Genomic DNA, 21,762 nt, shown 5'->3' on the forward strand with positions numbered 1-21,762 from the left:
GAGTGAGGAGGGGCCAGCCTCGGTTAGTGGCTGGCCAGATTATGGAGTTGCACTTGCAGCGTCCTCTCCAGTTCCAGCATGAGTTTTTCCAGGGACTTCACGTACGCCTCGATCATGGCGCGATCATCGCTGCGGGCACAGGCCTGCTCGAGTGCTTCGCATTGCGCGGCCAGCGGGCCGGCCTGAACGATCCGGGCAGCGCCCTTGATCTTGTGGGCTTGCTCAATGATCTGCTCGGGCGAGGCCTGTTGAGCCAGGAGGGCGACCAGTTCCTGGCGGTCCTGACGGCTGCTGCTTAACAGTTCCTCCAGCAGGCGACGGCTCAATAGCGGATCGCCACCGGTCAACGCGTCCAGGCAGCCCAGGTCCAGCAGCAAGCCCGCAGCTTGAGGCTTGATCTGCGCCAGTTGCTGCTCCAGTGCCGTGAGGCTGATAGGTTTGAACAGGCAATCGTTCATGCCCGCTTGCGCACAGCGGTGTTTCTCCTCGGGTTGGGCATTGGCGGTGAAACCGAGAACCACACAAGGCGCCAATTGCTCTCGATGCTCGTATTCACGGATCGAGCGGCTCAACTCGTAGCCATTCATAACGGGCATGTTGCAGTCGGCTATCACCAGGTCGAAGCGCTCCTGGCGCCAGGCCTGGAACCCGGCGGCGCCGTGCTGGGCGGCCGTGAACTGATGCCCCAGGTAACCCAATTGCTGGCACATCAACAGGCGGTTAGCCGGGTGGTCGTCCACTACCAGCACATTGAGGACCGGCGTGGCGGTGGGCGCCTGCGACTTGAGTTCGTCCACCACCTCGACCGGCTGCAGGCGCGTCATCTTCAGGCTGACATGAACCTGCGTGCCGACCATCGGCACGCTGCTCAGGCTCAGTTGCCCACCCATCATCGCGCACAGGCTGCGACAGATCACCAGCCCAAGGCCTGCGCCGCTCCTGGCCAAGTGCCCGGAGTTGTCGGCCTGGGCAAAGGGCTCGAACAGCCGCAACTGGTCGTCTCGGCTGATGCCTATGCCGGTGTCCTCGACCACCAGTTTCATCTGGATTTCTTGCGGCAGCTCGGTGGCTTGCACTTGTACCTTGATTTTCACCTGCCCGCGTTCGGTGAACTTGATGGCGTTGCTGACCAGGTTGGACAGCACCTGCTTGAAGCGCAAGGGGTCGATCAGCACGGCGGTGTCGTCGAGAACGGGGTCGAACTCAAGTAGTAGGCTGAGGGTTTTCTGGCGGGCCAGGCCATCAAAGACGCGCACCACCGATTCGATCACCTCCCGCAGGTTCACGCGCTCTGGGGCCAGGCTCAGACGGCCGGACTCGATGCGCGCAATGTCCAGGATGTCGCCGATCAGCTCCAGCAGGTCCTTGGCGGAGTTGTAGGCCACTTCGATAGCCGGGCGATCGAGGTGGCCCTGGTCGGCGCGCTTGAGGGTCAGCTCCAACATACCGATCACGGCGTTCATCGGCGTGCGGATTTCATGGCTCATGGTGGCGAGAAAGGTACTTTTGGCGCGATTGGCTTCGTCGGCGCGTTCCTTGGCGGCGCGCAGTTCGTCGAACAGCTGACGCCGCTCACTGATGTCGATCCAGCCGCCGATGATGCCTTGCACTTCGCCGACCGAGTCGCGATAGGGCAGGATCCAATGGTAGATCGTCAGTTTTTTACCTTGGATATGCAGGGTGCGATCAAGGATCAACGGGTTGCCTTCGACCACTACCCGTTGGTAGTCGGCGTGGTACTGCGCCGCCTCCGACTCCAGGGCCATGTCCATCTGGACAACACTTTTGCCGATCACCTCTTCGCGCTTGACGTCGAACACCTGCAGGTAACTGTCATTGCAGGTTTGCAGCAGCCCCTTGCGATCACGCACATAGATCGGGTGCGGCGTTTCGTTGACCAGTGCGCGCATGAATTCGAACTGATCGCCGAGGGCGCGCTCGGCCATCTTCCGTTGCTTGATCTGGCGGCGCATGTAGGCGTTCCAGGTCAGGGAAATCAGCAACAACAGCCCCGTACCGATGATGATTTGTGCGATCAGTTGGTGGTAATTGCGCCAGTAACTGTCGGAGGCAGCGGTGTAACCGCGCCAGCGACTGTTGATCACGCCCATTTCGTCTGGCGCAATGCTCAATAGCGCCTTGTCCAGGATTGAACTCAGTTCGACGGCGCGGCGCGGCGTTGCCAGGGCGAATGTCGCGGGCAGGGTGCCGATGCTGGAACTGATCTGCAGCTTGTCCTGGAACACTTGCGAGGACAGGAAGTAGTTGGCGATCACCAGCGAGTTCACCGCCCCGTCTACATTCCCCTGGGCCAGCAGTTCTGAGGCCTTGAAGGTGTCACTGACTTGCACCAGGTGAATCAGTGGAAAATCCTCGCGCAAGGTTTTTTCCAGTGGGTTGCCTTCGGTGATTGCCAGGCGCATGCCTGCCATCTGCTCCAGGTTCGAGGGCGCGTTGGGCTCTTTACGGGTCAGCAGGACGTAGGAGTTTTCCAGGTAGGGGCGGCTGAAACTGAGCTGGGCTTCTCTTTCGGCACTCGGCGCGATGGCCCCAATGATATCGGCTTTGCCGGAGACGACCTGTTCGATCATCGCGTTGACTTCGCGACTGCGCTGGATTTCGAAACGCAAGCCGGTACGCAGTCGGATCAGCTCCAGCAGGTCTGCGGTGATGCCGCGAAAGTTGCCGTCGGCATCGAAGAACGTCAGGGGCGCGAAGGTCTCGTTTACAACGACGTTCACCACCGGATGCTCTTTCAGCCAACGCTCTTCGCGCTGCGTCAACTGCAGCTTTTTGTCGGTCAGCAAGATATCGCTGCCGGCGCTCCAGCGCTTGGCGATGCTGTCCCGCTCGTTGATGGGCACGGCGGCCAGCACCGAGTCGACGATACCGAGGAGAATGTGTTGGTCCTGGCGCAACGCAAAGCTGAAACCATAGGCTTCATGTTTGCCGAAGTTGGCCATGCGGATGTTCTTCAGGTAGCCCTTGTTAATCATGTAATGGGTAGAAATGGTGTCGCCGAGAAACACATCCGCCTGATCGAAAGCCACCGCATTCAAGGCGTTTTGATACGAGGGATAGGCGCGGATTTGTGCTTGCGGGTACATCTTTTCCACTTCGTTGAGCGGCAGGTAGTGGTAGACCAGGCTCAAGCGCAGACCGGCCAGGCCGTCGCTCAAGCTGCGTGTTTCGCCCTCGCGGGTCACCAGTACAGGCTGATCCACCGCGTACGGCTGCGACAGGATGAGGTTCGAGTTGGCGGCCTCAAAGCCATTGGAGGAGCCCAGTAAGTCAATTTCGCCCGTTTCCAGGGCATGTATCGACGCCTCTCGCGAGGGGTGGCGCACAACCTTGACCGGCATCGCCAGGGCTTTGGCCAGCAGCCCCGCGTAATCGGCGGTCAGGCCCTCATAGTCACGGCCGCTGGAGGTGAGATCGAAGGGCGGGTAATCAGGTGCCGAGGTGCCCAGCACCAGCTCGCGTTTGTTCTGTAGCCACTGACGCTGAGCCTTGTCCAGTTGAAGATCCAGTTGAACGGCACCCGCACGGCTCAATAAGGTGAAGTGTTCCGGGCCGGCTTGAGTGCTCGCGGGCACAGCAGTGCTGAAGCACACGCCGGCGATTAATATAATTAGATAGTCCTTTATACACCTGGGCATCCGCTTTCTCACACTAGCGCGTTTCGTTTTGCCATCTCGATAAGTTCTACCAAGGATTTGGCTTTAAGTTTTTGCATCAGCCTTTTTTTGTAAGTGCTTACTGTCTTGTTACTTAAGAACATGCCTTTGGCTATTTCTTTGTTGGTGCGACCTTGTGCAAAAAGTTGCAAGACCATCAGTTCTCGGTCATTTACCGTCTTGAATAATTCAAGTTCCAGGTAATCCTTGCCGTCGGTGCCATTGGCATTCAATGCCTGGCTGGGGAAATAGTTGTAGCCGGAGAGCACCGCGCGGATGGCGCTCAGCAGCTCGCTCAGGTCACCTTCCTTGCACACATAGCCATCGGCGCCCGAGCGCATGCACCGCGTGGCGAACAGCGTCGGGCTTTGGGCGGTGAGAATCAGGGTTTTCATGGATGTGCTCATGGCGTTGAATCGGCACAGTACCTCGAGGCCATCAAGTTTAGGAATACTGATATCCAGGATGATCAGGTCCGGCAGGCATTCGCGAACCATTTGTATTGCATCACAGCCGTTGTCCGTTTCACCGACGACTTTATAACCTTCATGTTCCAACAACATCCGAATTGCCAACCGGATAACGGGGTGGTCATCAATGATAAAAACTGTGTTCATAATCACATTCCATGCAAGTGCAAATAAAGCGGGCACATTAGCTCAGAAGATGAGGGAGGAGCATGAGCCTTGGAGGGAGTAGGTATAAAACAAGAGAATTCCTACATAAAAAAAGGTAACTGCCCACCGGCTGGTAAGGCTTTGTGTCGGTAGGTGTAAGCAATTATTGGAATCATGCATTCAGGAGCGGTGCGAGGGGTTTAGCTGAGGTTTTCAGGTGATCTTTCGTAAGTGGGCGCGTTTAAAGTCCTACATTTATAAATGGAGTAGTGGCGCAATTAACGTTGCCAGTTCGTCTTTGTTTAGGGGTTTTAATAAATAGCCAAGCAGTGGCAGGTTGCGTTGCAAGGCTTGGGTGGTCAGGTTAGACAGTTCCGCAAGAGGCAGCCCGCTCAGTAGAATCGCGCCCCTTATAAAGTGTCGCCGACTGGCGATTTCCACCAGTTCCAACCCAGGTAAATCAGGCAGGCATTGGTCGCATAGCATGAGGTCAAAGGGCGCCTCGGACTGTGACATTACGCGGATGGCCTGTTCAGCATTTTCGGCGAGGCTCAGTTGGTTAAAACCGAAACTGTTGAGCAGGCACTGAGTGGCCAGGAGCTGAAAGGGGTGATCCTCCACCAATAGGATTCGAAGAGCGAGTCTGGGCATAAGAGGCACACGTGTCAGTCAAGCGTCGATGGGGTAGGGCGTAGGAATTACTCGCCAGGTCCGCCAGAAGCGTGCGCGATTATTCCTTGAGTGGCTGTGCGAATTCGATCAGGCCGCTCTGTTCCCGTCGTAGGTAAAATCTGTTCGGGCAACAGGCGGCGTGACCAGTCTGTTCACTGTGGGCTGGAACGCCCCGTCATCTCCCGTGCCATCTCGGTGGCGTAGCTGTCCGTCATGCCGGCGATAAAGTCGATCATGCGCAGGAACGAGGCGTGCAACGACCCGTGCGGGTTAGGTGCACTGTTACCCAGCAAGTCGAGGATGCGCCGGTTCTTGAACGACGGCGTGCGCCCGCCATGCTGCTCCAGCGCTGCGCCGCAAAAGGCGTTCAAGAGGATTTCCAGCGTGGTGTAGGCACCGATTTCATGCAGGGTCTTGCGCTTGTCCTGGAAGATTTTCTTGCGGGCCATGTCCTTGGCATCCAGTACGCAACGCTTGGCGGGGCCATGCATGTGCTCCACCAGATCGCCTGGGAGCGTGCCGGCGAGCAAGGCATCCTGTTGTTCGACAAAGGCCCGCGCGGCGGCATTGGTCAGGTGTTCGATGGCCTTGCCACGCAGGATCGCCAGCTTGCGTCGGCGCGAGTCTTGGGAACCCAGCTGCCGGTACGTCTGAGGCAGGTCGTCGCCCACCAGGTCGAGCAGCAATGACTCGACCTCGGCATATTGCAGCAACTCCATTTCCAGGCCGTCTTCGAGGTCGATCAAGGCGTAGCAGATATCGTCTGCCGCCTCCATCAGGTAAACCAGCGGGTGACGGGCCCAGCGTTGTTCTTCCAGCTGTGGCAGGCCGAGCTTACTGGCGATCTGCTCAAGGATCGGCAGCTCGCTCTGGTAGCAGCCGAACTTATGCTTCTTGTAGCCCAGCGAGTCCGCGTGACGGGCGGTCCAGGGGTATTTCAGGTACGTGCCCAAGGTGGCGTAGGTCAGGCGGGTGCCACCGTCGAACTGGTGGTATTCAAGCTGAGTCAGTACGCGAAAGCCTTGGGCATTGCCTTCGAAATTGAGGAAGTCATTGCGCTCGGCGGTGCTCATGTCATCCAGCCAGCCACGACCCGCCGCCTGTTGGAACCAGTGCCGAATGGCATCTTCACCGGAATGCCCGAACGGTGGGTTACCAATGTCATGGGCCAGGCAGGCCGATTGCACCACCATGCCCAGGTCGCTCGGGTCGCACCAGTCGGGCAGGGCGCTGCGCAGCGTTTCGCCCACGCGCATGCCGAGGGAGCGGCCCACACAGCTGACTTCCAGGGAGTGGGTCAGGCGGGTGTGGATATGGTCGTTGCTGGACACCGGGTGCACTTGGGTCTTGCGGCCCAGGCGGCGGAACGCGCCAGAGAAAATAATGCGGTCGTGGTCCTTGTGGAACGGGCTGCGGCCCAGTTCTTCCGGGCTATGCAGGGGCTTTCCAAGACGTTCGCGGTTAAGCAGGGTGGGCCAATCCAAGGCGGGTGCTCTCCGTGTGGTGAATGACACCGCCCAGCTTCCCGGTTCCGCCTTGGCGGAGCAAGCGAAAATCTACAGGCCGACCGCATCAATATCGATTAACAGCAAACGCTGACCGTTATTGAAGAATTGTCCGGCGGTCAGGCAATACTGGTTGGTGGTGGCATCGCGGTAGGTCGAGGACAGCGTCAGGCGTCGTTCCTCCCAGCCTTCGGCGAGCAAATGATAGAAGTAGGGCCGCCACGACCAGTTATGCCCCAGGTAACGGCTGTCGGCCTGCCAGGCGTCCTGGCGCCATTCGAAGTTGGGCGTGAGTTGAGTGCCATGGCGGTCGCACTGGTAAAAACGCAGCAACCAGGGGAAGTCCGGCAATTGCGGTAATTGATCAAGCGGCGCCTGGCCCTGTGCCCAAGCCTGCAGGATCTTCATCAGCTCGGCCAGTTTCAGGCGCAACTGCATGATACGGCCGCGCTCGGCGAGTTTTTGCTTTACGTAAACCGTACGCAGTTGGGCAAAGCGCGCCACGAAGGCATCGGCGGAAAACCAGTCTAACTGCGCCTGGGCAAACAGATAGCCCTGTACGTAGCGCGCGCCGCATTCCAGGGCGAAGCTCAACTGTGCCTCGGTTTCCACGCCCTCGGCGATGATCCAACAGCCGGTCTTTTCGGCCATTTGCGCCAGTGCCCGTACCACCTCGCTGCTCGGCCCGCCCTTGGCCGCTTCCTGGAACAGGCGCATGTCCAACTTGAGAATATCTGGCTGCAACGCCAGCACCCGGTCGAGCTGCGAATAGCCGGCGCCGAAGTCATCAATGGCGATGCGTGCTCCGGCCTCGCGATAACGCGCCACCACGTCGGCCAGTCGCTGGATGTCGCCGCCCAGTTCGGTGATCTCGAACACTATGCGCTGCGGGTCAACGCCGTGCGCATGCACCTGCTTCAAGCTGGGCAAGGCTTGGCCGGGACGCAGGCGGTTGATCCAGCGTGGGGAGATGTTCAGGCTGAGGAACCAGTCTTCGGGCGCCTCGTGCAGGCGGCTCAAGGCATTGTCGCGGATCTGCCGGTCGAGGCGGCGCAAAGCCACACCAGGCGTGCGTCGGTCGGCGAACAGTGGGCCGACCGACTGCAAGCTGTCATCCGCCTGGCGCAGGCGGCCGAGGGCCTCGACGCCGGCGATGCGCCCAGTGGCAGTGTCGATAAATGGCTGGAAACAGGCGAGCGGTTGCCCGTCGATCACGGGGCCTCCTTAAAAACGTCGGCGAAAAAAAGGCCCGGCCCTCAGTGACGAGGGCCGGGCCGATTCTGTTTGCAAGAATGCAGCCAGCAGCGCTTAACGCTTGCGCCCTGCCATGGCCAATTTGATTAGCGGGATCAAACCGGCCCCCAACCGCACCAGGCGCGTCAGGCTGCTGATACTGCCGCCCTTGGCACCTTTGCCGGTGAAAAAGCCCATCAGCGTCACCGCTGCCACGCCCCACAGCGGCGCGTGCTTGATGCCCAGGCTGTCCTGCCAGTTGTGGCGCAGGTCGCGCACTTTATTCAGGGGCACCATGAGTTGCTGGGACTCGTGGCGAATCTCCTGGCGGTGCATTTCCATGCGCAGGCGGATCAACGCCTTGCGCATTTCCCGGCGGGAAGTGTTTTGCGGGATTTCAGTCAAGCTCATGGCAGCAGGCGCTCCCGATCATTGGCCAGCTCTTCGAGGGTGGCGTGGAAGGGCGTTGATTCATCGAATATCGCCGCTTTCAAGCGCACACCGCAGAAGGCCGCGGCCAGGGTGTAGAACACGCACAGGCTGATAATCCCGGTGAGGCGGTAGGTGTCCCATACCAGAATCATCACCAGTGCCGATAACCCCACCAGCAACAGCAAGGCGAACACCAGTGCCAGGCCCGCAAACAACAACAAGCTGACCGTGCGGGATTTCTGCTCCTGCAACTCTATGCCAAACAATTCGACGTGGCTGTGCAGCAAGCCCAGAACGGCCGCGCCCAGGCGTCGGGAAGTGGAGCTTGAGCTCGTGGACGAGCCGGATTCGCCGATAGACATGGTATTAGCGCCTTGTAGCCAGCAGACCGATCAAAAAGCCCACGCCGGCGGCAATGCCCACCGACTGCCAAGGGTTGGCTTGCACGTAATCTTCGGTGGCGGTGACGGCCGCCTGGCCGCGTTCGCGCAGGGAGTCTTCGGTCAGTTGCAGGGTTTCGCGGGCCTTGAGCAGGCTTTCGTGAATCTTGGTGCGCAGCTCATCAGCCTGGTCACCGGCCAGCACGGCGGTGTCGTCCAGCAACCTTTCAGTGTCACTGACCAGGGTTTGAAAATCCGCCATCAGTATTTCTTGCGCAGTCTTTGCAGTTCTTCTGGCCATGGGTATCTCCGTGATTGGCTGATCTGTACATATTTTAGTTACGTCAGTTTTCGAGTCACCAGTATCGGTGAAGGTTCACTGCAATTGTCTGGTACAGCTTTTGCTTTGCCTTGGTGCGCAGGCCCCGGGGCCTGCGCTGAATCCGGGCGGTTGAGGCGAATGCCTACAAAAACCTTACCCTAAATAACTGAAACTCGCGGAAAAACCCTGTCGGCAACGGCCTGTTGTGTTGATCGCTGCGCTAAAGCGGTTCACGCCCTCTGAAGAGGGGCGGGGCCGGTGGTGCCAATTTAGTGCGCGAAACTCTGGCTTGAACCGCTTTGGTGCTTTTTGCCTTATTGCAGGCCTGCCAACCTCCATGGAAAATTTGCAAAGTGCAGTGGACACCCTCGTCCACAGCTCCAACACCCTGTTCATCCTGATCGGCGCGGTCATGGTCCTGGCCATGCACGCCGGCTTCGCGTTCCTGGAAGTCGGCACCGTGCGCCAGAAAAACCAGGTGAATGCCTTGTCGAAGATCCTCAGCGACTTTGCCATCTCCACCCTGGCCTATTTCTTTATAGGCTATTGGATCTCCTACGGCGTGAGCTTCATGCAACCGGCCGCGGTGCTCAGTGCCGATCATGGCTATGGCCTGGTGAAGTTCTTCTTCCTGCTGACGTTCGCCGCGGCCATTCCGGCGATCATTTCCGGGGGCATAGCCGAACGGGCAAAGTTCGCCCCGCAGCTGTGCGCCACCGCGCTGATCGTGGCGTTTATCTACCCGTTTTTTGAAGGCATAGTCTGGAACGGCAACTTCGGCCTGCAAGCCTGGCTGCTGGCGACCTTTGGTGCCAGTTTCCATGACTTTGCCGGCTCCGTGGTGGTGCACGCCATGGGCGGCTGGCTGGCGCTGGCGGCCGTGTTGCTGCTGGGGCCGCGTAACGGGCGATACCGTGAAGGGCGGCTGGTGGCCTTCGCGCCGTCGAGCATTCCGTTTTTGGCGCTGGGCTCGTGGATCCTGATTGTCGGCTGGTTCGGCTTTAACGTAATGAGTGCGCAAACCCTCAACGGCGTCAGCGGGCTGGTGGCGGTTAACTCGCTGATGGCGATGGTCGGCGGCACGGTCGCCGCCTTGGTGATCGGTCGTAATGACCCGGGCTTTTTGCATAACGGCCCGCTCGCCGGGCTGGTGGCGATTTGCGCCGGCTCCGACCTGATGCACCCGGTGGGCGCGCTGGTCACCGGTGCGGTCGCCGGCGGTTTGTTTGTGTGGTGCTTCATCGCGGCCCAGGATCGCTGGAAGATCGACGACGTGCTAGGTGTGTGGCCGTTGCACGGCCTATGCGGCGTGTGGGGCGGCATCGCATGCGGCATCTTTGGCCAAACCGCCCTCGGCGGCCTGGGTGGCGTAAGCCTGATCAGCCAGTTGATCGGCACCGCCCTTGGCGTGGTGGTGGCGCTGCTCGGCGGCCTGCTGGTGTATGGCGTGATTAAGCGTGTGCACGGGCTGCGCCTGAGCCAGGAGCAGGAGTACTACGGCGCGGACCTGTCGATCCACAAGATTGGCTCGGTCAGTCAGGATTAATCGGTGCTTCTCTCTCCGGGTAGAAACCGTGCAGCAGGCGATAGCGGCTATGCCGCACCTCATTCACCCGCGCTTGCACCTGTTGGTCCGGCAGGCCCAGCAGGATCAAGGCGTGAGAGGCGAGCATCAAGCTCGACTCCAACAGCTCAGGCACCACTTCACTGGCGCCTGCCGCTTTCAGCTCAGCCAGTTGGCTGTCATCGCGAGTGCGCACGAGGATGGGGACTTGTGGGTTGATCCTTCTCGCCTCTTTCAGCACCGTCAGGGCGACATCGCTGTTATCCACGGCGATGACCACCAACCGCGCACGTTCCAGGCCGACCGCGCAGAGCAGGGCACCACGGCGGCAGTCGCCGTAATGCACGCTGCTGTCTTCGGTGGCGGCTTCATTCACACGCTCGGGGTCGTCATCCAGGGCGATAAACGCCTGTTGCTCCTGGCGTAGAAATCGACCGATGGACTGCCCGACCCGACCGTACCCGCAAATCACGGCGTGGCCGCGTAACTCGGCATTGAGTGCGGTGATTTCTTCCAGCTGCACCTGCTGATTGGGCTTGCGGTGCAGGCGCAGGGCAAGCGTGGGGGCCGCGCGCAGTAACAGCGGGGTCAGCAACATCGAGCAGAAAGTGGCGGCAAGCAGCAACCCATTGAATTCGTCCGGGATCAGCTGGCTCTGTTGCATCTGTGCCATCAACGCAAAACAGAACTCGCCCCCTTGCGCCAGGGCCAGGCCGCTGCGCCACGCGGTTTCACTGTCGCTGCCGCGCAGCTTGACCAGGGCCGCCACGACGCAGCCCTTGATCAGCATCAGTGCGAGGGTCAGGCCGAGGATCAACAGGCTGTGGCTGATGAATAACTGCAGGTCGATAAGCATGCCGATGCTGACGAAAAACAGCCCCAGCAGAATGTCGCGAAACGGCCGGATATCCGCTTCGATCTGATGCCGGTAGTGGCTTTCCCCCAACAGCATGCCGGCCAGAAAAGCGCCGAGCGCAGGGGAGAGGCCCAGCAAATGCGTGAGCCAGGCGGTAAGCAACACGATCACCAGCGCCAACAGCACAAACAACTCTGCCGAGTGCGAAGCGGCGACTTCATGGAACAGACGTGGCAGTAACCAGCGGCTGGCCAATAGCAGGCCGACGAACAACAACACGGTTTTGCCCAGGGTCAGCGGCAGCGCCCAATACCAGGCTTGCTCGCTGCTACCGGCAAACACCGGCACCAAGGTCAGCAGCAACACAGCCACCACGTCCTGGAACAGCAACACGCCAATCGCGTTCTGGCCATGGCTGCTGAAGATTTCCCCAAGGCTGGTCAACTCCTTGCTGACGATAGCCGTGGAGGACAGCGCCAAGCCCGCGCCGAGCAACAGCGCGACGCCAGGTGCCAGGCCGAAGCCCATCAGCACGCCGCCCAACAACACCCCGCAACCGAGTACCTGCAAACTGCCCAGGCCAAACACCACGCTGCGCAGCGCGAGCATCTTGGTCAGGGAAAACTCCAACCCGAGGGAAAACAGCAGGAACACCACCCCCAGTTCGGCGAGGTCGGGCAGGTCTTCGCTGTCATTCACCCAGTCCAGTGCGGTGGGCCCCACAGCCAGGCCCACGCACAGGTAGCCCAGCACGGGCGGCAGTTGCAGCCGGCGAAACAGCGCAATCACCACCAGGGATGAGGCCAGAATGATCAGCAGGTTGGCGAACACGAGCAGCTTCCTTGCAGGTTGAATGGACAAAAAGGCGCGAGAATCGCTGAATCAGTTATAGGCCATGCTGATCTGTGTCAGGGGTTGTGTGGGTTAAGTGGGCTTGTGGTGGCAAGCGGGCTTGCCCCGCGTTGGGGCGCGAAGCGGCCTGAAAACCTGTGAGCAAGTTTTAACCGGGAAGCCGCATCAGCCGCACTGGGGCCGCTTCGCAGCCCAACGCGGGGCAAGCCCGCTCGCCACAGGTATTCGCTGGGCATAGAATAAAGTCCCACTTTCTGATCAGGCCCATTCGCCATGCTTCCTGAATGCCAGTTATTCGGCACCCTGGGTTGCCATCTTTGTGAGATCGCCGAAGTCGAAATCATGCCACTCGTCGAACATGGGTTGCTGGTAGAACTGGTGGATATCACCGACCCCGATGATCTGACCGAAGCCTACGGCCTGCGGATTCCGGTGCTTCGCCGGGTGGATACCGGGGCAGAACTGGACTGGCCATTCGACACTGGACAGATTGTTGCCTTCCTTTCTTAAGTTTTCTCCGATGGTGGGTTTCCAAATATTACGTTACTGTATGCTTGTACAGTGATGGAATAGAGGGAACGCCCGTGGTGAATGTTGAACAACTGAAAAGCAGCGTCAATCGCATGTCCGCCGACGTCGTGCGCGACGCGGTGAACGAGCTGCGCCTCGATGGCCTGGTCACGGAAGGCAAGACGCCGTTTAATAAAGTGCATTTCAATACCTGCTTTGCCGAGATCGAGGCGTTGTTCCAGCGCGCCGGTTACCACAAGCAGTTGGATGTGGTGGGTTATCAGGGCTTGCTGTACGCGCTTTACGATCCCGGCCGCTGGGAAGCGGTGGACGTGCTGCGCTGGCTCAAGGAATTCACCGACGCCGCCAGCGCCTCGCCGGTCCTGCGCGCGCAATTGGCCAAGGCCTGAGATCCGCCCTAGGCTCCATCGTGCTCCATGCGGGATAATGCCTGCCTGATTTTCCAGGCCTCGAGCATTTTCATGTCCACATCCGGTTTTTCCGCTTCGCAACACCAAGCCAGCACGCTGTATTTGCCGCCTGGCCCCTGGGCGACGGTGCTGGACTGCCTGTGCGAGCACTTCCCGGCGATCAGCCGTGAACACTGGCTGGACCGCATCGCCCGTGGTCGGGTACTCGACATCAACGGTACGCCGATCAGCCTGGGTCTGGCCTACAAGGAAGGCCTGTGCATCTACTACTTCCGCGAAGTGCCGAATGAAAAGGTGATCCCGGTTCAGGAAACCATCCTGTACGCCGACGAGCACCTGGTGGTCGCCGACAAACCGCACTTTCTGCCGGTGACGCCAGCCGGTGAGTACGTCGAGCAGACCCTGCTGCGCCGTTTGATCCGTCGCCTGGATAACCCCTCTTTGGTGCCCTTGCACCGTATCGACCGGCACACCGCAGGGCTGGTGCTGTTCAGCGCCAACCCGCAAAGCCGTTCGGCGTATCAACAGCTGTTCCCTACGCGTCGCATCGACAAATTCTACGAAGCCATCGCCCCAGCCTTGCCGAACCTGACCTTCCCCAGGGTGCACAAAAGCCGTCTGGTGGATGGCGAGCCGTTCTTCCGCATGCAGGAAGGGCCCGGCGTCAGCAACACTGAAACTGCCGTGGAAGTACGTGAGAAAAACGGCGACCTATGGCGCTACGGCCTATTCCCCGTGACCGGCAAGAAGCACCAACTGCGGGTGCACATGACCGCGCTTGGGGCGAGTATCTGCAATGACCCGTTCTACCCTGACGTGATCAAGGACGCCGAGGACGATTACGCCAACCCGCTCAAACTGCTGGCCCAAGGCGTGCGCTTTATCGACCCGGTGACCGGCGAACAGCGTGATTTTCGCAGCCAGATCACCCTCGACTGGTAACCCCCAGAAACGACAAGGCCCGCACATGGCGGGCCTTGTTGGCAAACGCTAAGACTTACAGGTCTTTAACGGTGCGAACCTGATCTTTGTTGATGCGGGTCTGCTTACCGTCAAGTTGTTTGAACTCATAGAAGCCCGAAGCCTTGTCGTATGTAGGGGTGTCGACGGCCTGGATTTCGCGACCGTCATTCAGGGTGATCACTGTAGGCGAGGCGCAACCGGCAAGCGTGGCGAGGCCCAGTGCAAGCATGAGAGCGGCGATGGTCCGTTGAGTCATGTGTGTGTCTCCGAGAGAATTCTTTTAAATTGCTGACCTTGTGACGCGCGCGGCGCCGACAAAGTTCCTTGTTCGAGGTTCATTCTGACACGCCGATGCCTGGGTGCAACAGCTTCGGTGTATTCAAGTTGGCCAGGCGCGGGTCTTCAGCCGGGCACTCCAGGCCCACGCCACCCAGGTGCAAAAAAAGCTTGCGGGGGCTACGTTCGCCGGCGTCCCAGGCCCGTTTTACCTCGGTTTGCAGGTATGTCGGGATGATGCAGATCAAGGGTTCCCAGAACTCACCATGGCGCACCATCACCGGTAGCTGCGGGTTGCGGCGTGCAATCTCACGCAGGTCGGTGAGCAGTCCCACGTCGATGTTTGGCACATCACACGGCAGTATCAGCAAATGCGCATGACGCGCGGCGGCTAATCCGGTGCGGATGCCTGCCAGCGGGCCGGGGAAGTCCGGGCTGTCGTCACTCACCAACTGGTCGGCATAGGGCGCATAGTGGTCATGGTTGCGGTTGCACGAGATGATCAAGTCATCCGTGAGCGGCCGTGTCAGGCGCTGCAAGTGCGCGATCAGGGGCTGGCCATGCCAGGGCAGCAGGCCTTTGTCCTGGCCGCCCATGCGTTGGCCGCGGCCACCGGCCAGCAGCAAAATCGAACAGGGCAGGGGCGAAGCATCGAGAGACATGGCGGTTCCGCTGGGGCAGGTAAATAGGGCCTGTGTGATATAACATCGGGCTGTTCCTTCGACAACCGGACCGAGCCATGAACGCCAAGGCTGATGCGCCCTTCGTACCCCTGAATATTGCTGTACTGACCGTCAGCGACACCCGCACCCTGGACACCGACACCTCGGGCCAGGTCTTCGTCGACCGGCTGACCGCCGCCGGCCACAGCCTGGCCGAGCGCGTGCTGCTCAAGGACGATCTCTACAAGATTCGCGCCCAAGTCGCCCACTGGATCGCCGAAGACGTGGTGCAAGTGGTGCTGATCACCGGCGGCACCGGCTTCACCGGCCGCGACAGCACGCCCGAAGCGGTAAGTTGCCTGCTGGACAAACAGGTCGACGGTTTTGGCGAGTTGTTCCGCCAGATCTCCGTGGCCGATATCGGCACCTCCACTGTGCAATCGCGCGCGCTGGCCGGCCTGGCTAATGGCACGCTGGTGTGCTGCCTGCCGGGCTCCACCAACGCGGTGCGCACCGGCTGGGACGGCATCCTTGCCGAGCAACTGGATAACCGCCACCGCCCGTGCAACTTCGTCCCTCACCTGAAGCAGGCCGAACCCTGCCAATCCCGTGGGTAAGCCCGGCAAGACCGGCGCGCTGATGCCGGTGGAAGACGCGTTGCGTCAACTGCTGGACATGGCCGAAGCCGCGCCGATCCGTGAGCCGCACGTACTGCCCTTGGCCGACTGCGACGGCCGCGTGCTGGCGCAGGATTTAGTCTCCACCCTCGACCTGCCGCCTTGGCCCAACAGCGCCATGGACGGTTACGCCCTGCGCCTTGCGGACTGGGTCGGCGAGCCCTTGCCCGTCAGCCAGCGCATCTTCGCAGGCCAGGCGCCGCAGCCATTGGCCGCCGGCACCTGCGCGCGCATCTTTACCGGGGCGCCAGTGCCCGAAGGCGCCGATTGCGTGGAGATGCAGGAAAACGCCGTGGTCCACGCCGACGAGCGCGTGAGCTTCACCGAGCCGCTACAGGTGGACCAGAACATCCGCCCGCAAGGCCAGGAAACTACTGTAGGCGAGTTGGTGTTGACCGCAGGCACGCGCTTAGGCCCGATCGAACTGGGCCTGGCTGCGTCCCTGGGCCACGACCGCCTGAACGTGGTGCGCCGGGTGCGCGTGGCCGTGCTTTCTACCGGTGACGAGTTGATCGAGCCCGGCCTGCCGCTGGGCCCGGGCCAGATCTACAACAGCAACCGCCGCGTGCTGTGCAGTTGGTTGGCGCGAATGGGCTGTGAAGTGATTGATGCCGGGATTCTGCCGGATGACCTGGAAAAAACCCGCAAACGCCTGGCGGACCTGGGCAATGTCGACCTGATTCTGTCGACTGGCGGTGTGTCAGTGGGCGAGGCGGACTTCCTCGGTATCGCCCTGCGCGAAGAGGGCGAACTGGCCCTGTGGAAGCTGGCGATCAAACCCGGCAAACCATTGACCTTCGGCCACTTTCGCGGTGTGCCGGTGATCGGCCTGCCTGGCAACCCAGCCTCGACCCTGGTGACCTTTGCGCTGCTGGCGCGGCCTTATCTGCTGCGCCGCCAAGGTGTGCAAGACGTCGAACCGCTGCGGTTCGAAGTACCGGCAGGGTTCGTATGGCCCAAACCCGGCAACCGTCGCGAATACCTGCGCGGGCGGATCGAGCAGGGCAAGGCGATCATCTACCGCAACCAGAGCTCCGGCGTACTGCGCAGCGCGGCGTGGGCCGAAGGGTTTGTGGAGGTGCTGGAAGGGACGACGTTGGCTATCGGCGACCGCGTCAATTTCATTCCCCTGAGCGAAGTCTTGAACTGACAATAGAGATCTAAATGTGGGAGGGCTTGTAGTGGCGAGCCCGCTCGCCACTACAAGCCCGCTCGCCACAAGGGGTATGGGGTCCGAGTCTTTAGTAATCATCCCCACGCTCGGTCACATCCCGCTCCACTGGCCCCGCATTCGGGTCATACCCCACCGGGAACTTGCCCTTCAGCGTCCACGCAAACGCAATGATCTCCGCCACCGTGCGGTACAACTCCTCCGGGATACTGTCTCCCAGTTCCATGCGCGCCAGCAGCTTGACCAGCTCGGCATTCTCATAGATAGGCACTTCATTTTCCCGCGCCAGCTTCAGGATGGCTTCGGCCAGGGCATCGTCACCCTTGGCCGTCAGGGTCGGCGCTTGCTGGCCGTCGTACTTGAGGGCAATCGCCTGGCGCGGCGGGGTAGGGTTTTTCATGCGGTTTCATCCACCCAGCGCTGTTCCAGGCCGGTTCTTGGCCCGCGTGGCGGGGTGCCGAGGTGGCAATCCAGATCGCCAACATTGATGCCCGAGGTCACCAGGCGCTCACGCAAACTGGTTAAGTGGCTCTCGATCAAGCTGGCCGTAAACGGCCGAGAGGCCCATAGCTGGCTGGACAATTTGCCCTGCGTCAGTTGCGCTTGAACCTGCAATGGCCCCAGCGGCTCCATGTCGAAGGCCAGCTCGACGCGCCAGAGCATCTGTTTGGGGTCTTTTTTGTCTTTGCGCTCGGGCTGGTCTTTGTCCGGCGCCGGTTCTTCGCGCTGGAACTTGACTTGCAACGGTACGATGTCCTGCAGGGTGCGCATGGGGATTTCCAACTGCCAGGTGGTTTGCAGGCGGCCGTCGGCGGTGGTGCCGGTCTGTTCCAGGCTCGACAGTTGGTGGCTCTGCAGGCGCGAAATCGCCCCGGCGGCCAGGCGCAGCAGGTTTTCCAGGTCACCTTCGCCTTCCAGTTTCGCCATCAGCCGTTCGGGCAATGGGAAGCCGGCGGGTATTTGTTTGGCGCTGACCTGGCCGAGCGTGTTCAGCGGGCTGCGCACGAAGTTGGGCAACACCTGGGCCAGCGTATTGGCGGCCAGTATCGCACTCAGATTGGTGCTGGCGGGCAGGGCCGGCAGCAGGTCGGCGACCAGGCGCAACAGTGCGCCCTTCATGTCCAATGGCGGAATTTGCGGGTTTTGCCCGGCGAGTAATTTGGCTTCTAAAAAGGCACCGCTGTTCTGGATCACTTGCGCCAGCACTTTGGGATTGCTGACTTGGGCCAGGTCGGGCAAGGCCGCGAGTAAGCGGTCGGCAGCCGCGCGCAGGTCGGCCGAGGTGCTGTCGCCACGTGGCAGGTTTTGCAGCGCGGTGAACACTGCATCCAGCGAGCCCTGGCGGCTTTGCTGGGTCGAGAGCTGTTGCGCGACGGCCAATTGATCCTTGAGCCCGCTCAACGGCACGAAGTTCAAGGTCTGCGCGTTTTGCACTACGGCGCTGAGCAAGCTGCCGACCCGCAGCGGTTGCGGGCTTTCGAGCGTTAGCGTGGTGCCGGCCAGGGCGTTATTGAGCACGGTGACCAGCGAGCGGTAGATGGCCGGTTGCGTGGTGCCTTGCGGCAGCATCTGCGTGGTCAGCACCTTGGCTTGCAACAGCGTGCCCTCCGGCATTTGCGTGGTGTCGATGCGGGTCAGGGCGGCCACATTGGCGCTCAAAGCTTGCTGCAAGGTGATGGTCAGGTTGCCGGTTGGTGTCTGGCTAACCGCCACGTTACTGCCCAACGGCAAAGGCTGGGCACTGCTGGCCTGCACCAAGGTTTGGCGGCCGCCTTCGAGGGTCAACTTGAGCAACAACTGAAAGGCTTCGCCGCCTTGTTTAAGCGCAATCACCTCGGCGTTGACGGTTTTCCCAGGGTTGATCAGGCCGGTCTGCGGCTCCAGCAGCTTCAGCAACTCACCGGTCGGCGGCAGCGGGGCAGGGCTGGTCACCGGGGCAGGAGGCAGCGTAGGAAGGTTGATCTCACCGGTCATCGTGCGCGTCGTCTCTGGGGAAATTGCCCTCTTTAGAGTAGGGCATCACATGTATAATGCCGCCCGTCTGCAAAGAGAGCGGTAAAAACCTCACAACTATTTGATCCAGCTCTCTAAAATCGGTCGCCAAAGCCGTTATTGTGCATCTCTCTATAACGGCCGCTGCACCGCCGACTTGAACCGTAAAGGCCCGCGATCTCTTGACCAGCCCTCTTCTTGAAGCCGTAGCGCTTGCCTGTGAACGCGACCTGCGACTGCTGTTCGAGCACCTCGAACTGCGTCTGACGGGCGGCGACATGGTGCAAATCAGCGGCCCGAACGGCAGCGGCAAGACCAGTTTGCTGCGCCTGCTGGCCGGTTTGATGCAGCCGACGGCCGGTGAGGTGCGACTGAACGGCAAGCCACTCAACGAACAACGCACGGAGTTGGCCCGCAACCTTATCTGGATCGGCCACGCTGCCGGCATCAAGGACGTGCTCACGCCGGAAGAAAACCTCAGCTGGCTCAGCGCCCTGCATCACCCGGCTTCTCGCGACGCCATCTGGCAAGCGCTGGCGGCTGTCGGCCTCAAGGGTTTTGAAGACGTGCCCTGCCACACCCTGTCCGCCGGCCAGCAACGCCGCGTGGCCTTGGCGCGTTTGTACCTGCCCGGCCCGCCATTGTGGATTCTCGACGAACCCTTCACCGCCCTCGACAAACAAGGCGTCGCCCAGCTTGAAGAGCACTTGGCCCGGCACTGCGAGCAGGGCGGCTTGGTGGTGCTCACGACTCACCACACCCTGACGCGCATGCCAGCCGGTTACCGCGACCTGGACTTGGGCCGGTGGTCGGTATGAGTGTGTTCGCCCTGTTGGTCGCCCGTGAAGCGCGGTTGTTGTGCCGTCGCCCGGCTGAATTGGCCAACCCACTGGTATTTTTCGCCATCGTCATCGCGCTGTTCCCGTTGGCGGTCGGGCCCGAGACTAAACTGTTGCAAACCTTGTCCCCAGGGTTAGTGTGGGTAGCAGCGCTTTTATCCGTCCTGCTCTCGCTGGACGGGCTGTTCCGCAGTGATTTTGAAGACGGTTCTCTTGAGCAGTGGGTCCTTTCGTCGCACCCTCTGCCACTTCTGGTACTGGCTAAGGTACTGGCACACTGGGCTTTTTCCGGCTTGGCGCTAGTCTTGCTCTCACCGCTGCTGGCGATGATGCTGGGCTTGCCCGTCGAATGCCTGCCGGTATTGCTGCTTTCCTTGTTGCTCGGCACGCCGGTGCTCAGCCTGTTGGGGGCGGTGGGCGCAGCGTTGACCGTCGGTTTGAAGCGGGGCGGTCTGTTGTTGGCCCTGCTGATTCTGCCTTTGTACATCCCGGTGTTGATCCTGGGCAGCGGTGCCTTGCAGGCCGCGCTCATGGGCATGCCGGCGACCGGTTACCTCTTGTGGCTTGGCAGCCTGACCGCCCTGGCGGTAACCCTGACACCCTTTGCTATAGCGGCTGGCCTGAAGATCAGCGTCGGCGAATAATGAGGTCTGGTTAAGCGACATAATCAGCTCTTCAACATAAGAAAGGCCCTGAGCTTCTTGCCTGACGAGAAGCCACCGTGATGGAAACAGCAATGAACTGGACCTGGTTTCACAAGCTCGGCTCGCCCAAATGGTTTTACGGCATCAGCGCCAAGCTGCTGCCGTGGTTGAGCATCGCAGCCCTGTTGCTGATCGGCACCGGCCTGGTCTGGGGCCTGGCCTTCGCGCCGCCGGACTACCAGCAAGGCAATAGCTTTCGCATCATCTATATCCACGTGCCCGCCGCGATGCTGGCGCAGTCCTGCTACGTGATGCTGGCGGTGTGCGGCATCGTTGGCCTGGTGTGGAAGATGAAGCTGGCCGACGTGGCCCTGCAATGCGCCGCTCCCATTGGCGCGTGGATGACCGCCGTGGCGCTGGTCACCGGCGCGATCTGGGGCAAACCGACCTGGGGCTCGTGGTGGGTGTGGGATGCGCGCCTCACGTCCATGCTGATCCTGCTGTTTCTGTACTTCGGCCTGATCGCCCTGGGCAATGCCATCAGCAACCGCGACAGCGCCGCCAAAGCCTGCGCGGTACTGGCCATCGTCGGCGTGATCAACATCCCGATCATCAAATACTCGGTGGAGTGGTGGAACACCCTGCACCAGGGCGCCACCTTCACCCTCACCGAAAAGCCGGCCATGCCCGTGGAAATGTGGGCGCCGCTGCTGCTGATGGTGCTGGGGTTCTACTGCTTCTTCGGCGCCGTGCTGCTGATGCGCATGCGCTTGGAAGTGCTCAAGCGTGAAGCCCGCACCAGTTGGGTCAAGGCCGAAGTGCAAAACAGCCTGGGAGCGCGTGGATGAGCTTCAACTCTTTCAGTGATTTTCTCGCCATGGGCCACCACGGCCTGTATGTCTGGACGGCCTACGGCATCTGCATTGCCGTACTGGCCCTCAACGTCGCCGCGCCGATCCTGGCCCGCAAGCGTTACCTGCAACAAGAGGCGCGTCGTTTGCGCCGGGAGACCGATAAGTGAATCCGCTGCGTAGAAAGCGTCTGTTGATCATCCTTGCCATCATGGCCGGCGTCGGCATAGCCGTGACCCTGGCCTTGAGCGCCTTGCAGCAGAACATCAACCTGTTTTACACCCCGACCCAGATCGCCAATGGCGAAGCGCCTGTCGACACACGTATCCGCGCCGGCGGCATGGTAGAGAAGGGCTCTTTGAAGCGTTCCGGCGATTCCCTCGACGTGACTTTCGTGGTCACCGACTTCAACAAGGCCGTGACCATCACCTATCGCGGCATCCTCCCGGACCTGTTCCGCGAAGGCCAGGGCATCGTCGCCTTGGGCAAGCTCAACGCCGATGGCGTGGTGGTGGCCGATGAAGTACTGGCCAAGCACGATGAGAAATACATGCCGCCCGAGGTCACCAAAGCTTTGAAAGACAGCGGCCAATCCGCCCCGAGCGCAACTTCACAGCCTGCGAAGGAGGGCTAAGC

24 protein-coding genes are annotated in these 21,762 nt (G+C 60.7%); 11 read left to right on the forward strand and 13 right to left on the reverse strand.

All coding sequences use genetic code 11. The features are described from left to right. Window positions 1–23 precede the first annotated feature (23 nt). From K0P33_RS10440 to K0P33_RS10475, 8 genes are all read right to left on the reverse strand, one after another. A complete protein-coding gene (locus K0P33_RS10440; RefSeq protein WP_242155146.1) occupies window positions 24–3,659 on the reverse strand; it encodes a transporter substrate-binding domain-containing protein in 3,636 nt (1,211 codons plus the stop codon). An 8-nt stretch (window positions 3,660–3,667) separates the two neighbouring features. Next, a complete protein-coding gene (locus tag K0P33_RS10445) occupies window positions 3,668–4,294 on the reverse strand; it encodes a response regulator transcription factor (RefSeq protein WP_094951870.1) in 627 nt (208 codons plus the stop codon). A 255-nt stretch (window positions 4,295–4,549) separates the two neighbouring features. Then, window positions 4,550–4,945, reverse strand: coding sequence for a response regulator (locus K0P33_RS10450; protein WP_094951871.1), 396 nt, complete (start codon window positions 4,943–4,945; stop codon window positions 4,550–4,552). A 173-nt stretch (window positions 4,946–5,118) separates the two neighbouring features. Then, window positions 5,119–6,450 (reverse strand): deoxyguanosinetriphosphate triphosphohydrolase, encoded by a 1,332-nt coding sequence (locus K0P33_RS10455; RefSeq protein ID WP_094951872.1) that lies wholly within the window; start codon window positions 6,448–6,450, stop codon window positions 5,119–5,121. A gap of 72 nt (window positions 6,451–6,522) precedes the next feature. Beyond that, window positions 6,523–7,686, reverse strand: coding sequence for an EAL domain-containing protein (locus K0P33_RS10460; protein ID WP_094951873.1), 1,164 nt, complete (start codon window positions 7,684–7,686; stop codon window positions 6,523–6,525). Window positions 7,687–7,779: 93 nt separating this feature from the next. Continuing rightward, entirely contained in the window at window positions 7,780–8,115 is a 336-nt protein-coding gene (locus K0P33_RS10465; protein ID WP_242155148.1) for a hypothetical protein, read from the reverse strand. Beyond that, window positions 8,112–8,498 (reverse strand): phage holin family protein, encoded by a 387-nt coding sequence (locus K0P33_RS10470; protein WP_083359418.1) that lies wholly within the window; start codon window positions 8,496–8,498, stop codon window positions 8,112–8,114. The genes K0P33_RS10465 and K0P33_RS10470 overlap by 4 nt, the downstream gene beginning before the upstream one ends. A 4-nt stretch (window positions 8,499–8,502) precedes the next feature. Further along, on the reverse strand, window positions 8,503–8,817 hold the full coding sequence (locus K0P33_RS10475; protein WP_094951875.1) for a YqjD family protein: 315 nt from the start codon (window positions 8,815–8,817) through the stop codon (window positions 8,503–8,505). A 358-nt stretch (window positions 8,818–9,175) separates the two neighbouring features. On the opposite strand from K0P33_RS10475, the gene K0P33_RS10480 reads away from it, so the two are divergent. Beyond that, on the forward strand, window positions 9,176–10,384 hold the full coding sequence (locus tag K0P33_RS10480) for an ammonium transporter (RefSeq protein WP_242155150.1): 1,209 nt from the start codon (window positions 9,176–9,178) through the stop codon (window positions 10,382–10,384). Here K0P33_RS10480 and K0P33_RS10485 read toward each other — a convergent pair. Beyond that, window positions 10,371–12,089, reverse strand: coding sequence for a monovalent cation:proton antiporter-2 (CPA2) family protein (locus K0P33_RS10485; protein ID WP_242155152.1), 1,719 nt, complete (start codon window positions 12,087–12,089; stop codon window positions 10,371–10,373). The two genes, K0P33_RS10480 and K0P33_RS10485, sit on opposite strands and share 14 nt — an antisense overlap. A gap of 294 nt (window positions 12,090–12,383) precedes the next feature. Between K0P33_RS10485 and K0P33_RS10490 the strand changes: the two genes are divergently transcribed. The 3 genes from K0P33_RS10490 to K0P33_RS10500 all read left to right on the forward strand — a co-directional run bounded on the left by K0P33_RS10490 (window position 12,384) and on the right by K0P33_RS10500 (window position 13,993). Further along, entirely contained in the window at window positions 12,384–12,620 is a 237-nt protein-coding gene (locus K0P33_RS10490) for a glutaredoxin family protein (RefSeq protein WP_094951879.1), read from the forward strand. Window positions 12,621–12,694: 74 nt separating this feature from the next. Beyond that, the gene (locus K0P33_RS10495; RefSeq protein ID WP_083359413.1) at window positions 12,695–13,030 is read left to right on the forward strand and encodes a transcriptional regulator; all 336 of its coding nucleotides are present in this window, start codon (window positions 12,695–12,697) and stop codon (window positions 13,028–13,030) included. Between the two features lie 72 nt (window positions 13,031–13,102). Continuing rightward, window positions 13,103–13,993, forward strand: coding sequence for a pseudouridine synthase (locus tag K0P33_RS10500; RefSeq protein WP_242155154.1), 891 nt, complete (start codon window positions 13,103–13,105; stop codon window positions 13,991–13,993). A gap of 55 nt (window positions 13,994–14,048) precedes the next feature. On the opposite strand, the gene K0P33_RS10505 is transcribed toward K0P33_RS10500, so the two are convergent. Both K0P33_RS10505 and mobA read right to left on the reverse strand, forming a co-directional pair. After that, window positions 14,049–14,270: a YgdI/YgdR family lipoprotein gene (locus tag K0P33_RS10505; RefSeq protein WP_094951880.1), complete on the reverse strand. Its 222-nt coding sequence runs from the start codon at window positions 14,268–14,270 to the stop codon at window positions 14,049–14,051. A gap of 79 nt (window positions 14,271–14,349) precedes the next feature. Next, complete coding sequence (mobA, locus tag K0P33_RS10510; protein WP_094951881.1) at window positions 14,350–14,952, reverse strand: molybdenum cofactor guanylyltransferase MobA; 603 nt, start codon at window positions 14,950–14,952, stop codon at window positions 14,350–14,352. 77 nt (window positions 14,953–15,029) lie between these two features. On the opposite strand from mobA, the gene moaB reads away from it, so the two are divergent. Both moaB and glp read left to right on the forward strand, forming a co-directional pair. After that, window positions 15,030–15,569, forward strand: coding sequence for a molybdenum cofactor biosynthesis protein B (gene moaB / locus K0P33_RS10515; RefSeq protein ID WP_242155156.1), 540 nt, complete (start codon window positions 15,030–15,032; stop codon window positions 15,567–15,569). Between the two features lie 22 nt (window positions 15,570–15,591). After that, window positions 15,592–16,779 carry a gephyrin-like molybdotransferase Glp gene (glp, locus tag K0P33_RS10520; protein WP_242156029.1) on the forward strand — a complete coding sequence of 396 codons (1,188 nt, stop codon included), beginning with the start codon at window positions 15,592–15,594 and terminating at the stop codon, window positions 16,777–16,779. A 91-nt stretch (window positions 16,780–16,870) separates the two neighbouring features. Here glp and K0P33_RS10525 read toward each other — a convergent pair whose 3' ends face one another. Both K0P33_RS10525 and K0P33_RS10530 read right to left on the reverse strand, forming a co-directional pair. Continuing rightward, window positions 16,871–17,200 (reverse strand): EscU/YscU/HrcU family type III secretion system export apparatus switch protein, encoded by a 330-nt coding sequence (locus K0P33_RS10525; RefSeq protein WP_034102842.1) that lies wholly within the window; start codon window positions 17,198–17,200, stop codon window positions 16,871–16,873. Beyond that, window positions 17,197–18,774, reverse strand: a complete 1,578-nt coding sequence (locus tag K0P33_RS10530; protein ID WP_094951883.1) for a flagellar hook-length control protein FliK — start codon at window positions 18,772–18,774, stop codon at window positions 17,197–17,199. Before K0P33_RS10530 ends, K0P33_RS10525 begins: the two co-directional genes overlap by 4 nt. 200 nt (window positions 18,775–18,974) lie before the next feature. On the opposite strand from K0P33_RS10530, the gene ccmA reads away from it, so the two are divergent. The 5 genes from ccmA (at window position 18,975) to ccmE (ending at window position 21,760) form a co-directional block, all read left to right on the forward strand. Beyond that, a complete protein-coding gene (gene ccmA / locus K0P33_RS10535) occupies window positions 18,975–19,610 on the forward strand; it encodes a cytochrome c biogenesis heme-transporting ATPase CcmA (protein WP_242155158.1) in 636 nt (211 codons plus the stop codon). Then, window positions 19,607–20,275, forward strand: a complete 669-nt coding sequence (gene ccmB / locus K0P33_RS10540) for a heme exporter protein CcmB (protein WP_003189951.1) — start codon at window positions 19,607–19,609, stop codon at window positions 20,273–20,275. The genes ccmA and ccmB overlap by 4 nt, the downstream gene beginning before the upstream one ends. Window positions 20,276–20,367: 92 nt before the next feature. Continuing rightward, entirely contained in the window at window positions 20,368–21,123 is a 756-nt protein-coding gene (locus K0P33_RS10545; protein WP_094951885.1) for a heme ABC transporter permease, read from the forward strand. Further along, window positions 21,120–21,296: a heme exporter protein CcmD gene (gene ccmD, locus K0P33_RS10550; RefSeq protein WP_094951886.1), complete on the forward strand. Its 177-nt coding sequence runs from the start codon at window positions 21,120–21,122 to the stop codon at window positions 21,294–21,296. Before K0P33_RS10545 ends, ccmD begins: the two co-directional genes overlap by 4 nt. After that, a complete protein-coding gene (gene ccmE / locus K0P33_RS10555; RefSeq protein ID WP_094951887.1) occupies window positions 21,293–21,760 on the forward strand; it encodes a cytochrome c maturation protein CcmE in 468 nt (155 codons plus the stop codon). Before ccmD ends, ccmE begins: the two co-directional genes overlap by 4 nt. The last annotated feature ends 2 nt before the right edge of the window (window positions 21,761–21,762 follow it).

Source organism: Pseudomonas sp. ArH3a (assembly GCF_022648765.1).
GTDB lineage: Bacteria > Pseudomonadota > Gammaproteobacteria > Pseudomonadales > Pseudomonadaceae > Aquipseudomonas.